This window comes from Sphingobium agri (assembly GCF_023051225.1).
Taxonomy (GTDB): Bacteria; Pseudomonadota; Alphaproteobacteria; order Sphingomonadales; family Sphingomonadaceae; genus Sphingobium; species Sphingobium agri.
In genome coordinates this window covers 14836-28912 of the sequence record NZ_JALKHS010000002.1, presented here as the reverse complement: position 1 = coordinate 28912, position 14077 = coordinate 14836, and the positions used below count along the sequence as shown (strand labels likewise).

11 protein-coding genes are annotated in these 14077 nt (G+C 58.6%); 5 read left to right on the top strand and 6 right to left on the bottom strand.

Annotation, left to right across the window (positions count from 1 at the left end; all coding sequences use genetic code 11):
* The first annotated feature begins 41 nt into the window (after positions 1-41).
* From MU848_RS00425 to MU848_RS00410, 4 genes are all read left to right on the top strand, one after another.
* Positions 42-1289, top strand: a complete 1248-nt coding sequence (locus MU848_RS00425; RefSeq protein ID WP_247229463.1) for an MFS transporter — start codon at positions 42-44, stop codon at positions 1287-1289.
* Positions 1290-1343: 54 nt separating this feature from the next.
* Positions 1344-3017, top strand: a complete 1674-nt coding sequence (locus MU848_RS00420) for an FAD-binding protein (RefSeq protein ID WP_201516605.1) — start codon at positions 1344-1346, stop codon at positions 3015-3017.
* A 131-nt stretch (positions 3018-3148) separates the two neighbouring features.
* A complete protein-coding gene (locus MU848_RS00415; protein ID WP_201516604.1) occupies positions 3149-3532 on the top strand; it encodes a VOC family protein in 384 nt (127 codons plus the stop codon).
* A gap of 156 nt (positions 3533-3688) precedes the next feature.
* A complete protein-coding gene (locus MU848_RS00410; protein WP_201516603.1) occupies positions 3689-4432 on the top strand; it encodes a TetR/AcrR family transcriptional regulator in 744 nt (247 codons plus the stop codon).
* Between the two features lie 55 nt (positions 4433-4487).
* On the opposite strand, the gene MU848_RS00405 is transcribed toward MU848_RS00410, so the two are convergent.
* The 6 genes from MU848_RS00405 to MU848_RS00380 form a co-directional block, all read right to left on the bottom strand.
* Positions 4488-5942 carry an acyl-CoA reductase gene (locus MU848_RS00405; protein WP_201516602.1) on the bottom strand — a complete coding sequence of 485 codons (1455 nt, stop codon included), beginning with the start codon at positions 5940-5942 and terminating at the stop codon, positions 4488-4490.
* 26 nt (positions 5943-5968) lie between these two features.
* Positions 5969-7399, bottom strand: a complete 1431-nt coding sequence (locus tag MU848_RS00400) for a hypothetical protein (RefSeq protein WP_201516601.1) — start codon at positions 7397-7399, stop codon at positions 5969-5971.
* 54 nt (positions 7400-7453) lie between these two features.
* Positions 7454-8974, bottom strand: a complete 1521-nt coding sequence (locus MU848_RS00395) for an FAD-dependent oxidoreductase (RefSeq protein ID WP_247229461.1) — start codon at positions 8972-8974, stop codon at positions 7454-7456.
* On the bottom strand, positions 8971-9513 hold the full coding sequence (locus MU848_RS00390) for a VOC family protein (RefSeq protein WP_247229459.1): 543 nt from the start codon (positions 9511-9513) through the stop codon (positions 8971-8973). Before MU848_RS00390 ends, MU848_RS00395 begins: the two co-directional genes overlap by 4 nt.
* A gap of 35 nt (positions 9514-9548) precedes the next feature.
* Positions 9549-11897 carry a TonB-dependent receptor gene (locus MU848_RS00385; RefSeq protein WP_247229457.1) on the bottom strand — a complete coding sequence of 783 codons (2349 nt, stop codon included), beginning with the start codon at positions 11895-11897 and terminating at the stop codon, positions 9549-9551.
* Positions 11898-12305: 408 nt separating this feature from the next.
* The gene (locus MU848_RS00380; protein ID WP_247229455.1) at positions 12306-13226 is read right to left on the bottom strand and encodes a TetR/AcrR family transcriptional regulator; all 921 of its coding nucleotides are present in this window, start codon (positions 13224-13226) and stop codon (positions 12306-12308) included.
* Between the two features lie 391 nt (positions 13227-13617).
* Between MU848_RS00380 and MU848_RS00375 the strand changes: the two genes are divergently transcribed.
* Positions 13618-13944, top strand: coding sequence for a Rieske (2Fe-2S) protein (locus tag MU848_RS00375; protein WP_247229453.1), 327 nt, complete (start codon positions 13618-13620; stop codon positions 13942-13944).
* Positions 13945-14077 lie beyond the last annotated feature (133 nt).

Sequence of the window (14077 nt, the reverse complement as noted above, 5' to 3'; positions counted from 1 at the left end):
ACACTTCGCGCCTGAGGATGGGACCGCGAGGAGCGATGCTCATGAGGACGACGGAGATGAATGAGGGCGCCTTCTCTGGCTGGCGCATGGCCGCGCTCCTGTTCGTGGTGTTGAACATCGTCCTTGGCATCAATTTTGGCAGCTACGGCGCGCTGGTGGACGCCATTCAAAAGGCGTTCGGCACCACCCGGGCGCTGGCATCGGCAGGGTCGAGCGTGCTGACGCTGGCGATGGGGCTATTGTCGCCGCTGGCAGGCGCACTGATGCTGCGCTTCCCTATCAGGTTGCTGATGATGGCCGGTGCCCTGTTCAGCGCCGCGGGCTATCTGCTGATGGCCCATGTTCAATCCATTTATGCAATGCTGGCCTGCTATGCGCTGCTGATCGGGCCGGGTTTTTGCTTGATTGGCGTTATCCCCTGCACCCATGTCGTCAGCAACTGGTTCATATCGGAGCGTGGCAAGGCCATCGGCCTCGTCAATATGCCCATCGGCAATATGATCATGCCGGTGGTCGCCGCGATGATGCTCCAATCCATAGGATTGCGCAGCGTCTTCCTGTGCTTTGGCGTGATGATGGCGGCGCTTGTCCCCTTGCTGTTCCTGCTGATCGATCATCCCGCGCGCGTTGGGCAACTTGGAAGGAGCGCGGGCATCGGCGCGGTTCCGGAGGCGCAAGCCGCCCGTGGCACCCCCGTACGATTGCTGCGCGAGCCAGCCTTTTGGGTTATGACCATCGGCGTAGGCGTGCTCAGTGCGGCGGGCCTCGTCATGATTACGCATCTTGCTGCGCTCGCGATTAGCCGCGGGCTTGACCTTGGATCTGCCTCGCTGTTGCTGGCTGTGCAGGGGATGGCAGGGGTCGCGGGCGCCCCGCTGTTCGGCTGGATCGCCGACCGCATCGGTGGAGCGAAGGCTTTCGCCATCCTCTCACTTGCCCAGATCCCGCCATGGCTCGGCCTAGTCCTGGCGGGCGCGAATTTCCCGGTCCTCCTTGCCTTGTCCATCCCGGTCGGTCTGTGTTGCAACGGGATATTGACGCTGTTCGGCACATTGACCGCCGAATGGCTAGGACGTGATCGTGTCGGCATTGGGATGGGCATGTCCTACCTCTTTCAAGTGCCGCTGATCTTCGCTGCAGCGCCGATGGCTGGTATAATCTTCGACATGAGCGGCTCTTATGACGGGGCCATCTATATTCACACCGCCTCCTTTGTAATGATCGGCCTTTTGTTCCTGATCTACAGGCCCGTCACCGCTAGTGACCCAGCGGGGGCTGCGAGAGGGTGATGGACCGGACGAATATAATGATATCGGACCAGAATGGCCGGAAGGATTGAGATGATGACATCGATGCAGGGCGAGCCGCAGGTTTCCATCGGCGATGCCGACAGCTTCCAGTGGGATGATACGGCTGACGTTGTCATTGTCGGCTATGGCGGAGCGGGTATCTGCGCCGCGTTGGAATTGGTCGAAAACGGCGCAAGCGTCATTGCGATCGACCGCTTCAATGGTGGGGGCGCTACGGCATTCAGCGGCGGCGTGGTCTATGCCGCCGGAACGGACATCCAACGACAGAACGGCGTTGTCGACGATCCTGACAACATGATGAAATATCTGAGACTCGAAGTCGGCGATGTCGTCAAGCCGGAGACGCTGAAGCGCTTTTGCGATCAAAGCGCGGGCAATCTGCAATGGTTGCAGGCCCATGGCGTTGTGTTCGGGACAAAGCTTTATACAGGCAAGACGACCTATCCGCCCGAGGGCTATTTCCTGCAATATTCAGGCAATGAAAAGGTGGAAGCGTATTGCCGCGAGGCCAAGCCCGCGCCGCGAGGGCATAGGACACTTGGACGCGGATTCACGGGTAACAAGCTGTATCGCGCGCTGCGGGAGACCGCTGATCGATCGGCCATTCGCACGAGGCTGCATACGATCGTTCAAAGCTTGGTCGTCGATGGCAACGGGCGAGTCGTCGGCGTCGCCGCGCTCGAGCTGCCAGCGGCGAAACATGCCGAGCATCAGAAATATTACGACAAGTTCCCGCCTACCGCTCCATTCAAGGAGAGCAAGGCCGAAGCCGCGAACAAGGCGGCGCGGGCTGTGGAGCAGGAGCATGGCCAGTTGCGCTATATCAGGGCGAAGACCGGCGTCATCCTTTCGACGGGCGGTTTTGTCTTCAATCTGGACATGCTCAACCAGCATGCTCCGACGCTCGCCAGGCATTACAAGACCATGATGCGCTTGGGCACGCTGGGCGACGACGGAACGGCAGTGAAGCTCGGCACGGCGCTCGGCGCGGATACCGTGGGGATGGATGCCATGTTCGTAGGTCGGGTCCAATCTCCGCCCGCGGCGCTGCTGGATGGCATCCTCGTCAACCAGGCGGGCGACCGGTTCGCCAACGAAGCCGTTTATGTCGGCACTCTCGGCCGAGCTATCGCCGCCCAACCCGAGGGCAAAGCATGGCTGATCATGTCCACCAAGGACATTCGAAAGGCGATGCGGCAGGTGGCCACGGACGGCGTGGACGCATTCATGCGCTTTGGTGCTCCAGCCATGCTCAATCTTCTGCTTGGCGGCACGAAGCGAGCTAGGGATCTCGACGTGCTTGCCGAAAAATGCGGCATCAACCCCAATCGCCTGCGCCAGACCGTGCGCCGCTATGAAGACTTGGTCCGCAACCGGCATGACGATGATTTTTCAAAGCTGAAGGATCATTTGAAATCGCTCGGCAACGGCCCCTATGTGGCGATGAATGTGTCCCTGGCCAACCGCTACAGTTTCATCACTTTCCATACCTTGGGAGGATTGGCGCTAGATGAAGCGACGGGTGCGGTCCGACGCGCCGACGGCAGCACGATCCCAGGTCTCTATGCAGCGGGCCGGGCAACAGGAAGCATTCCATCGCGCACCTACATTAGCGGTCTTTCCCTGGCGGACTGTGTCTTCACGGGCCGCAGAGCTGCCCAATCCTGCTTGCAAGAGGCGAAGCAGGACGCGCTCGCTCCGGCCTGAGAGGCAACAGATGCATCCGACGTCAGATCGGCGTTGCGAGCAGTTTTTGACAAATGTCATTTATTCCGAGATAAACCGAGTGCCTAACTGCAAGTTGACGCCCGCAGGGCTATTATTTTGGAGAGAGATTCATGTTTTCCCATATCGTGCTTGGCAGCAATGACATCGAAAGGTCTAAGCGCTTCTATGACGCAACGATAGGAGCGCTCGGGGGCCCGTCGGCATTCATTGATGATAATGGGCGGCTGATCTACATGCATAATGGCCTCTCGCTGCTGATTACCAAACCGATCGATGGCCAGTCAGCGACCCATGCCAATGGTGGTACGGTCGGCTTCGCCGTTCAAGATCCAGCGCAGGCCGATGCGTGGCATGCGGCAGGGGTAGCCAATGGCGGCGTGTCCATTGAGGATGCTCCGGGCGTGCGCGAAGGGCCGATGGGAGCCCTCTATCTTGCCTATCTCCGTGATCCGGACGGTAACAAGCTTTGCGCGTTGCACCAGCTTCCGCAGTAAGTTCATCAATCCATGGCTGAGGCGCGACGCAGCCGGCTTTCGCCTGCTTCTTTGCAGGAAAGAGGCGGTAAGGCTTCAAGCGGTTGCGCCTCTCTTCCTTCCATGGGATAATGGCGGCGGGAGTGACTGCATCGATAAGTTGATGGAGAGGTGCCCATGACGAAGCTAGGCGACGCCCGCCCTGGTGCATTTGCCGCGCGTGGTCGACCGACGGTTTCCGACAACCGCGAAGTATCGAACGAGTTGCTCCATGCGATGGAGCATGGCTTGCGAAACAAGAGTCATTTGGACCTGACGACGCGGGAGATCGCGTCCGCCGCGGGCACCAACGCGGGCATGATCCACTATTACTATCACGGCAAGAATGGCTTGATCGACGCGGCGCTGGACAATCTGAGCAGCGACATCGCGCAGACTCTCAATGACCTGAACAGCTTGTTCCTGACCGACTGCCAGGACGCCACCCGCAAGATCGTCAGCGGCTGGATGAATGTGCTCGAAATCCACCGCGGTACGGCTAGCGTGGTCCTGATTGAAAGTTTCCGCCCCTATTCGACGGTATGGCATTCCTACCGGCAGAAAAAGTCGCAGGGCAGCTTCAATCGGATGCAGGAACTGATCCGGACCTTGGTACGGCAAGGCTATTATCGGGCGGATACCGACCCTCAAGTCGCAGCTTTTTCAATCATCTCCATTGTTCTTTCGCCTCTCCTGGTAGGACAGATAATGTCGGAGATCGGTCACAAGATCAGTCACATAATGGATGACTGGGAAAATGAGGCCGTCAAGCTGATCGATGAGCGCTACCGTCAAGTTGACGCAGGGCGCGGTCGCGCCGCGTGGCAAAAGGGAAGGGGAGCTTTGACAGGAGCCGCTGATCGGGGAAGATCACAGCATTGAGCGGCCCGTCGGAGCGTATTGATCCCGCTCCCCTTCATGAAATGTGCGCATCTCGTTAGGCCGCGCACATCATCCCGGCGCCTGCTTCCGCAATGGCTTCGTCGAATTGCTCCCGAACACCCCAGCGGGCGAGCCTCCGCATGATCTCCATCGCGTCATGAGGATAACCAAGTCCCTCATAGGCAATGCAGCCGAGCGGTGAGAGCCGCTGCGCCCCGCGCAACATGCACCGGTCAGCGATCTCCGCCTGCGTCGCATCGGGATAGATGCCGATCGTCTGCGTATGGATGGTCACGGCGGCAACTGCGGCATCGAGATCGGGGACGGGGATGATGTTGATGACGCGCCCGCCGATCCGGTCGCTGAATTCGACAGCCTCGGCTTGTTGCGACACGATCACGCCGCCCTCATTCGCCTTGACGCCGAACACCCTGTAATCTTCGGAGTAGCGGATGCCTTCTATTTCGTCGCGCAGCACCGGGTCGAAAGCGGGATGGGGCGAGCTATAAGCGGCGGGCAGCGCCTGCAACGCCTCATGGACCAGTCGGCCAAAGTGGTTCAGCCGGTCGAGCGAAGGCCCATCACTGCCGCATACGACATAGGCGAGACGGCTATTGCCGCAGCCTTCCTGATTGAAATAGCCGAAGTCCTTGGCCAGTTGCTGTGCAACCCAGCGCATCTTTTCCTCTGATTCCAACGCTTCCGCGCCAATGATCGAGGCGCTGACCTTCGGATCAAGCGCGATCAGGTCGAGGCCCGAGGTCAAGTGCTGACGGATGTGATTCATCGACGCCGGGCCGCCCCAGGCGACGATCTTGTCGATATTGCGTGTGTCATATAGCTTCTTCTCGAAGCCAAGGTCGCCGCCCTTCCAATAAGCAACTGTCATATGGCGGGTGATCGGATGGTCGGGGTCCATCGCGATCATCGTCTTTGCGATGGCGACGGCGGTGAAGGGATCGTTAGAGGGGCTCTTGACGATATTGTCACAGCGCAGCACGGACCCGTTGATCACCGCGTGCAACGCCACATTGGGTGCGTTGCCAGCGTTCAGGTGAACGATGCGCGACCCAAAAGCGCGCACCATCGCGTCCCGGTCATGCAGCGGCCTTGGCTTCCAGCCTTCCAGATAGTCGCGGCCGATATTTTGATCGACGGCTTCCTCGACGATTGTCCGCCGCAGGTTCGCGGCGAAGGAAACATAGGCGGTGCGCAGTATATCGGGTGACTGGCCCGACGACTGCATGTTCATTTCCAGCGCCAGGCGAATGTCGGGATTTATGTCCGGGTGCAGCCTGCGGCCCAATTCCTCAAGGAAGTCGAGAATATTATCCAGGCTGACGGAATAATAATCCTGCAGGTCAGCGCCATTGCGCAGGACGATCTGGTCCAGATATTTGTTCACGTCGGGGGTGAGGAAAGCGATTTCTCCCCGACGCCCTTCATAACGGACCAGATTATCCTCTATGATGCGGCCCCGGATGATGAGCGGGATAGTATATTCTTTCATCTTCAGATACTCCGAGACAGATTGGGTCAGGACGCCTTGGCCAGGAAATCTTCTAGGCTCTGGAATGCCTGCGGTGTGCGGGCACATACGATTTTGTCGTCGCCGCCATTCAGCTCCGAAATGCGGGTGATGTCATTATCCATGAACGGACCCTTGCGCCCGCATGCGCATCCGCCGTCGAAATGTACCGTCACCTGATCGCCAGTGATGACTCCGGCCCAGAAGGTGGTCGGCATGGGGTCGAACACGACCATGCGTCCTGTCTGTGTGCCTGTGCGCGGCAGCGATTGGCCGGTTGCCGGGTCCATCAGGTGAGTGATGCCCCAAGGCAGGGGATGCAGTTTGTCATGGGGGCAGCAGACCGCAGTCGAGCTGGATTCGGTCATGCCATAGACTTCTTTGACGCGCCCCGGCACATGATGTGGGAACCGTTCCGCGACGACATCGCGCCACCCTTCAGGGAAGCTGAACCCCTTGGCTCCGCCGCCGGTCATGATCATGGAATCGGGATGCCATTCAACGAAGATGTCCATCTTCCGGCAGGCCTCAGCCATGAGGTAGAGGTTCATGAGCGCTCCGTAGAACATGACCTTCTGGCCTTTCAGGCCAATCACGGCATTTTCGATGAAGCGGGTCCACCGTTCATCCGCATTGGACGCGCGGGTTGCGAGCGCCTTGGCGATTGCCTGCTCGGCAGGGCTCAGCTCCAGTTCCTCGCCAAGCGCCTGTGCCCGTTGCAGTCGTCCGTTCAGCCACATTTCGTCAGCGGTCAGCGTGCCATCGTCCAGCGTGATGAACATGTCTTCCCGGCCGCCGTAGCAATTTTCCTTCAAGACACGCATGATGAGGGGGATGTTATGGCGGCCGTAGCGGGAAGGCCACGGACAGACGAAAACATATTCACCGCTCTTCGCGTAAATACCCGGCTCGTCATGATATGGCTCGACGATATAGGTGTTCTTGTCGATGAAAAGTTTTTCTTCGACCGTACTGAGCGGGAATAGCGAAATTTTTCCGCTCGTTCCTGATGAAGTGACAGGACGCAGCGGCGTCGAACGCTCGACTTCCAGCAACCATTGTTCGATCGACTCGCAGTGTTCGGCATGAGCGCTCGACAGATCGTGCGTAGTAAGCGCCTGAAGCCAGCGAGTCAGCTTGTCGAACCGTGCTTTCTGCACGTCCAGCGCGGAATAGGATTTGAACATTGTGTGCGGCATCGCTAGACGCGTGAGGTCATCGAACCCGCTGATTTCTTCTAATCCGACTTCCTCGGCCAGGCGCTGGAGAGCGCGTAATTTGGGTTTCAAATCCCGGAACCGCCGCTGGAAGAGGGCGAGCTGAATCTTTTCGACCTCAGTATAATCCAGGTCGAACAATTCTTCCTGGCTCAGTTTCAGGAAACGCCAGGGATCTTCTTCCAATCTATCGTAGAGATTGGCCGTTGGGTTGGATGTCATGAATTGCTCCTGAAATGATAGGCGTATGTTTGGAGACGGCCGATCGCTGTCGCGTTATCGGGCGGCGTCGGCTGGAAATTCCGGGCGCTCCGAGCCGGGATCGAGAGCGAGGCGGACGGGTTCAGCGGCGGCAGCCTTGCCTGCCCTGCGCCCGAAAAAGGTCGCGCCGCCGATCAACAGACCGCTCGCGTAGCCCCAGCCTTCGACCGAAAGGTTGGGGGCAACCTGACCGACTGCGTAAAGGCCGGGGACAGGCGTGCCATCGGCCTTCAATGCCCGACCGTCAACGTCAGTATCGATGCCGCCCAAGCTAATGCAGCAGAAATAGGCCGATCCTACTGAACAATCGATTGCCGCGAAGGGTATTTCCGAAATGGGCGCGAGCCATTTGGGGTTCTTGCGGAATTCCTCGTCATATCCGGTTGTGGCATAGCGATTGTAATTGCCGATCGTCTCCACCAGCGCGCCCTCAGGCATTCCAAGATCGGCCTCCATTTCCGGGATATTGTCCCAAGCATCGACGACCTCATGCTTGCGCTCGGATCGGATGTCGCCAAGCTCTGGCCGCCCGAAATTGACATTGTCGCAGATAAGATAGGCTTTGCCGTCGGGCTGGTTCAAAATCGCGTCTGTGGACCAAGCGTGATAGACATCCTCGGCTACGAACCGGCGGCCCAGACTGTTCACCAATATACCTTTTACCAGGCTGGCTGGCGGATAGAAGGGCGACGTCACCATGCTCTGGTCGAGCGCCATGGTTGCCGCACCCATGCTCTGGCCTAGGGCGATGCCTGACCCGTCGGCGGTAGGGACGCCCAGAGGTGAGATGCCGTCGCGCACGCCCTTCGATCCATGGGCAAGGCCAAGCTCCCGGTTCCATTCGCTGCCGCCGGTGGCGAGCACCACGCCCTTGCGCGCCGCCACTGCGACGTTTCGGCCTTCCTGTCGATACTGGATGCCGACGACCGCGCCCGCATCGTCACGGACGAGCGCGTTAACTGCCGCATCGTAGATCACGCGTACCTTGAGTTCATTGAGGCGCTGAAGCAACCGGTCGAACAGAAGATGCCCAACAAATCCGCCACCCGGCTTGTGCCCCCGAGGCATAGGCTCAGCCGCTTCAGACAGAGGCCAGCAGGCTTCGCTGCCAGTCCACACCAGCGTTTCATCGCTATGGGGATGGAAATGCTTGCCGTCGAAATAGCGTTCGTTGAACGTGACGCCCAGCGACATAAGCCAGTCATAATGGCCGACGCTGCCCTTACAATAAGCCTCGATCTTGTCTGCTGCGGCCTTCGGTTGCGTGGCCCTCAGGAACCGGGCCATATTCTCTGGCGTGTCGGCGAAGCCATTGGCCTTTTGCGGAGGCGTGCCGCCGCCCAGGTAGATGAAGCCGCCCGACATGGCGGTAGACCCCCCTCCGCCGGACGTCCTTTCTATGACCAGAACGTCGGCTCCCGCTTCGGCGGCGGCAATCGCTGCAGAGGCGCCAGCACCTCCCAGCCCAGCGACTACAACGTCCACCGCCGTCGCGAATGTGACCTCGTCCAGCGTCTTGGCTGCCTCTGTCTTCACTGTGGTGCTCCCATTTCCAAGTCCCCGCCATTCTTGAGCTTCAGCATGCGGATGGGATCGGTTCCGTCCCAGTTTCGTGCGGCTTCGGCCACGTCACGGAACAGGTTGATCAACACTGGCTCTGCAGGCACCAATTCCAGCATGCAACCTAGCTCGCTGCGGGTGTCGGCATAGGCAACCTTCGCTCCGCCGACCGAGCGGAACTCGCTTGCCATCTCTATGCCTCGCGCTCGCAAACGCTCGATTTCTTCTTCGACGCTTTGAACTATCCGGCACATGTGATGAAAGCCGCTCTGACCTTCAGGAACCATGTCGCGATAGGCGGATGCACCTTTGCTGGTCTGTTGGATCAATTCAATTTGAACCGGACCGGCTTGGGCCAGCGCAGCCTTGAAGGCGAGCGGCTCTGGTTTTCCACGATAAAGGGCTTCGGGATAATCGGCATCGCGCCGAAAAAATGGCCCCACCCCCATTGATAGCCACTGCTCCATCGCAGCATCCAAGTCGGGTACAACCCAGCAATTCTGGAGCAGCGCCATCTTGTCACTGCCGTGAAAGAAATCGTGGGCCGCCATCAGAAGTCTGCCGCCAGGGATGCGCCCCACGTCCGGCCTACCGACGGGATCGCAAAGTCAATGAAGGATCCGATGGTGTTGCTGGACGTGAACCCGTCATAAATGGTGTTGTTTGTCACATTCTTGACGAAACCGGTCAGCGTCATCTTTAACTTGTCATGCACCGGGAACTCGTAGCGCATGGCAAGGTCGATTTTTGTCACCGGGGGAATGGACCCGCGTGGATCATTGAGTACACTCGTTTCATAGCGCGAGGTGTAGTAGAGTGCGGCATTAAGTCCCGCTCGGCCGGCTCCAAGGTCAAACGCATAGTCGGATATCAGCCCAGCGGTCCATTTGGGGGTCCGGCGAAGCTTGAGGCCGGAGAGGTCGGCAAGACCCTGTCCGGCAAGATTTCCGACGAAGCTAAGATATTTCGCGTCCAGGTAACCGGCCGATCCCGTGATTGTCCATCCGGAAATGGGTACGATCGCGAGTTCAGCCTCCACGCCCTTGTACCGCGCCTTCGCGGCATTCACGGTCGCGGTCACAACGGCTCCCCCAGGCGCAATTGTGAGGACATCTTCCTGCTTGTCCTTCAGCGTGTTGTGGAACGCGGCGACGTTGAGGCGGACGCGGTGGTTAAACCACTCGCTCTTGAAACCGACCTCATAGGCATCCATGATTTCGGGGCGATAGGGAATGACGGCGTTAACGATGCTTCCTGCTCGGCCGTTAAACCCGCCAGCATTATAGCCGCGGCTCCAGTTGGCGTAGACGAGGAGGTCGGGCTTTACATCATATTGCAATCCGATGCGCGGCGTCAGTTGGTCGAACTTGACCGAAGCGTTCACCGGGCCTTGTTGCGGGCCGAGCACGAACTGGTCGCGGATCGGCTGAAGGATGCGTCCCCAGAGCGTGAAGTTAGTCTGTTTGCGATCCCACGTCTGCCGTGCGCCTGCCGTCAGGCGCAGCTTATCAGTGATGTCCCAATCGCCCTGAAAGAACAACGCGAAGGAACGGCTCTTCTGATGGATGCGGTAGGCGTTGAGCGAGTTGTAGAAGGCTGTGCCCGGCGGGGTCGTCGCCGACAATCCGGCTAGATCGACGGAAGGGAATTGCCGCGCGGTGAATGCATATTCGATGAAGAATGCGCCCGCCACGAAGTTGATCGGACCGTCGAACTGCGTTTCCGCGCGTAACTCCTGGGAAAACTGCCAAGAGCTTTCCCGCTTGTCGTTCCGCTGGATTGCAAAGCGGGTCGCGTCGAAATCGCCAAGCTGGTCTTCTTCGTCTTCACGATAGCCTGAAAGGCTGACCAGCTTGACGCCATCCAGTTCGTGAGCGACTTCCAATGTCATCGCGCTCAGATTGTAATAAGCCGGGAACTGCGATGTCTCTACGTCATTGCGCTTTTTGCTAAGCGGCCTGCATACGATTGAGGTTGCGGGATTGAGGCACTGGATATTGCGCCCTGAAACGTAAGTTGGGTAACCCAGCGTGCCCAAGCCATTGGGCGTGAGCAGCTTGGGACCGGTCAGCGGAATAAGATCCGGAGTGAGGAGAGGGACGTAGGGCGGCACCTCACTGTCATCTTCCATCCGTTCTAGTGACAGATAGATGCTGGTCCGGTCGGACGGAGTTGCCACTAGCGACAGCATATAATCCCGCATATCGCGTTTGCCTTCGCGATCGCCCGTGATGCTGTTGCGGAACTCACCCTTATGCTTCTTGATCGCGATCGCGCCCTTTACCGCCAACAGGCCGGGAATGATCGGCGCCATCACGACGCCTTCAAAATCCGTTCGTCCGAAACTGCCCACCGTCGCGCGCAGTTTGCCGCTGACGGGCGCGTCTGGATCAGGGCGAGAACGAATGACGTTCACCGTCCCGCCCGTCGTATTGCGACCGAACAGAAGGCCCTGTGGGCCACGCAAGATTTCCAAACGTTCGATATCGAAGGCATCAAGCAGCGTGCCGCGCTGAAACGCCAGCGGAATACCGTCGATCGTAAAGCCGATGCCGGATTCGACGGCGCGGTTCGGGTCCTGGAGTGAGATGCCGCGAAGGCTGATCTGGGGCGTGTTGAGGGCTGCGCCGGATCGTGAAATCGTCATGCCGGGCACCATGCCGCGCAGGCCGGTCAGGGCATCAAGGTTGGACGCCCGCATCGTCTCGCCAGTGAAAGCCGTCACTGCGACCGGCACATCCTGCAATGGCACTGCTCGCTTCTGAGCAGTGACGATGATGTCCGCCAGTTCTGCGGCGGAAGACTGCGCCGCACCGCCTGAAGATTGCGCCAGAGCATTACCAGTCCCAATCGCGCTCAAACTGAGCGCCAACAGCGAAGAGCCTGTAAAGGTCCGCATGCTATCCCCTCCATTGTCGCGTCCTTTGCCGCGCGACTAATCTGATTACCGGTGGCTCATCCTTGGACGGCCACAGATGCATGAGAACGCAATCCGGTGATTATGGAAAGTTCGATAATAGGCCACAGGACCAAGCTAGCAATCGCCGGACCGAATTGGCACCTTTCGGGCATCAGAAAACTAGGACAATGGGCGCGCGAGCTTAGAGTACTCGCCTGTTGCGTCAGCATATGATCGCTGGTTCAGTGCGGCTCCCGGACGGATTCCGCTCTAAATGGTGGGTTGACGTGGGTGGCAGACGACTCGTCAGCGACAGCCATTCCCAGTGCCATTCTCGCCCGTTGAGTAGTTTCGCCGACTGCGGTCAACCAGAGAAACGGCACTTGCGCTGTGTCGATGCCGTTCCGGTCAAACTTTCTTGCGGCGCTTTGGCGCGGGCTTCGCTGCCAATTTTGTTACCGTAGACGCCAGCAATTCGATCTGAGCCGTTGCCATTTCGAGCATAGCGGGGTCGTCATGTGCGGCCAGGGTTCTCGCGGCCGCCATTATCCTGTCTTCCTGCCTGCTTTCCGTGGCCGTGGCTTCTTCCGGCGCTGCGCCGTAACGCGCCTCGGCACGCGCCAAGAAATCCAGCGCGACTTCTGTCGCCTGCTTCACCGCTAGATCCGTGATCTTACCATGCTGCTGTATACTGGCTTCGAAAATTGCCGACTGGATGATCACCAGTGTCCGAAACGGGTCTTCTTCCGACAGTGGTTCGATCGACCATCCCGTGTGCCACAAAGTGTGGTAGGGCAGAGCTGCAACCTTGTCGAAATCACGCACCAGATGACGCGATTCAAATGGAATGTGACGCGCCAGTGCGCCCGGCTTCGCTGGATTGGGCTGGTTGAAATAGTTCTGGATGCCCTTGATCATCAACGTGACCAGTTGTTCCAGGCTCTGCGGCTTGCGTCGCCGCACATAGCGCTCCACTTCAACGCCCGTCTGCTGGACGAACCGAATTGCAATCTGGCCCAATATCTCATCAACGCTGGCGAAGTGGGAGTAGATTGATGTGCGGGTGATACCGCCGTGGTCGGCGATCATCGCAATGGAGATGTCGGCCGGCTTATGCTCTTTGAGCAACTCTATCGTTGCCTCAATGATCCGGTCGACACGGGCTCTGCCGGGCGCGCGCTGCCCCAGCTTCTCCCGTTCGGAAAGCAATTCACTTTGAAGGGTTTGAAGGGTGTTTGGCTCCGAATCCGTTCTCAAACTATGCGGTTTGATCTTCGTCGCATTTTTTTCCGCTTTGGCTTTACGCGGCGCCAGTCCCTGTTTTGTCATCGCTCAACCATAGCATAGAGGGGTGAAGTTTCAAGTAAGCGCAGTCCCGCCAAACCTGCCAATTGTCACGTGGCAAAAAATAGTATCCTAGCGCACGATATCGCTTTACAGGCCATGGCTGCGGCGATAGATGATGGTATGTGACATTTGTCTGTCTTTGAACAATGTGAGCTGGATTCCGGCCGCACGGAAACAAGCTATGAGGAGAGGTGCGTTGGCACAAGCGCCAAGGGTAGGCCATAGCTGCGGACGATCTCGCCGTCGTCGTGCTTACGGCATCAGCTCTGCTATGTCGGCCGAAGGATGTCGCTCATATCGCTGTTCCTGCCATCTTAACGGCGTCATATGGCTCATGCCAAAAATTGGTGGTTGATGGAGGCTTGATCATAGCATGAACGCCGATTTCCTTCCGGTCGCGGCGGCGGCCGACCTGCCGAACAACAGCAGCAAGCCGATCAGCGTGAACGGCTTGGACCTTCTGCTGTGTAATGCGGATGGAGAGTTTTTTTGCGTGCAGAATGAATGCACGCATCGTGCCTTTTCTCTGGCCACTGGGCGCATCAGACGCTGCATGGTGCTATGTCCTGAACACGGCATGCCCTTCGATCTGCGAACCGGCAATCCCAAGGGGCAGCTTACGGACAAGCCGCTGCGAACGTTCCAAACACGTGTCGTGGATGGCCAAGTCGAGGTTGCGGTGCCAGCGGAGGTGGGTTGAGATATTTGCGAAGGCGGCCATTGCGCCACGTGACAGCAGTCGCATAAACAGGTGCAGGATGCCGAAGGGTGCCGATAGATAACAGGTGCGGACTACGCGCCTAGCGGGAGTAGGATTGTTGCAGGGTCTTTTG

Coding starts and splice junctions, on each gene's coding strand:
- MU848_RS00410 (WP_201516603.1), top strand. CDS start 3,689: ATGACGAAGCTAGGCGACGCCCGCCCTGGTGCATTTGCCGCGCGTGGT.
- MU848_RS00425 (WP_247229463.1), top strand. CDS start 42: ATGAGGACGACGGAGATGAATGAGGGCGCCTTCTCTGGCTGGCGCATG.
- MU848_RS00385 (WP_247229457.1), bottom strand. CDS start 11,897: ATGCGGACCTTTACAGGCTCTTCGCTGTTGGCGCTCAGTTTGAGCGCG.
- MU848_RS00405 (WP_201516602.1), bottom strand. CDS start 5,942: ATGAAAGAATATACTATCCCGCTCATCATCCGGGGCCGCATCATAGAG.
- MU848_RS00390 (WP_247229459.1), bottom strand. CDS start 9,513: ATGGCGCTGCTCCAGAATTGCTGGGTTGTACCCGACTTGGATGCTGCG.
- MU848_RS00400 (WP_201516601.1), bottom strand. CDS start 7,399: ATGACATCCAACCCAACGGCCAATCTCTACGATAGATTGGAAGAAGAT.
- MU848_RS00420 (WP_201516605.1), top strand. CDS start 1,344: ATGACATCGATGCAGGGCGAGCCGCAGGTTTCCATCGGCGATGCCGAC.
- MU848_RS00375 (WP_247229453.1), top strand. CDS start 13,618: ATGAACGCCGATTTCCTTCCGGTCGCGGCGGCGGCCGACCTGCCGAAC.
- MU848_RS00415 (WP_201516604.1), top strand. CDS start 3,149: ATGTTTTCCCATATCGTGCTTGGCAGCAATGACATCGAAAGGTCTAAG.
- MU848_RS00380 (WP_247229455.1), bottom strand. CDS start 13,226: ATGACAAAACAGGGACTGGCGCCGCGTAAAGCCAAAGCGGAAAAAAAT.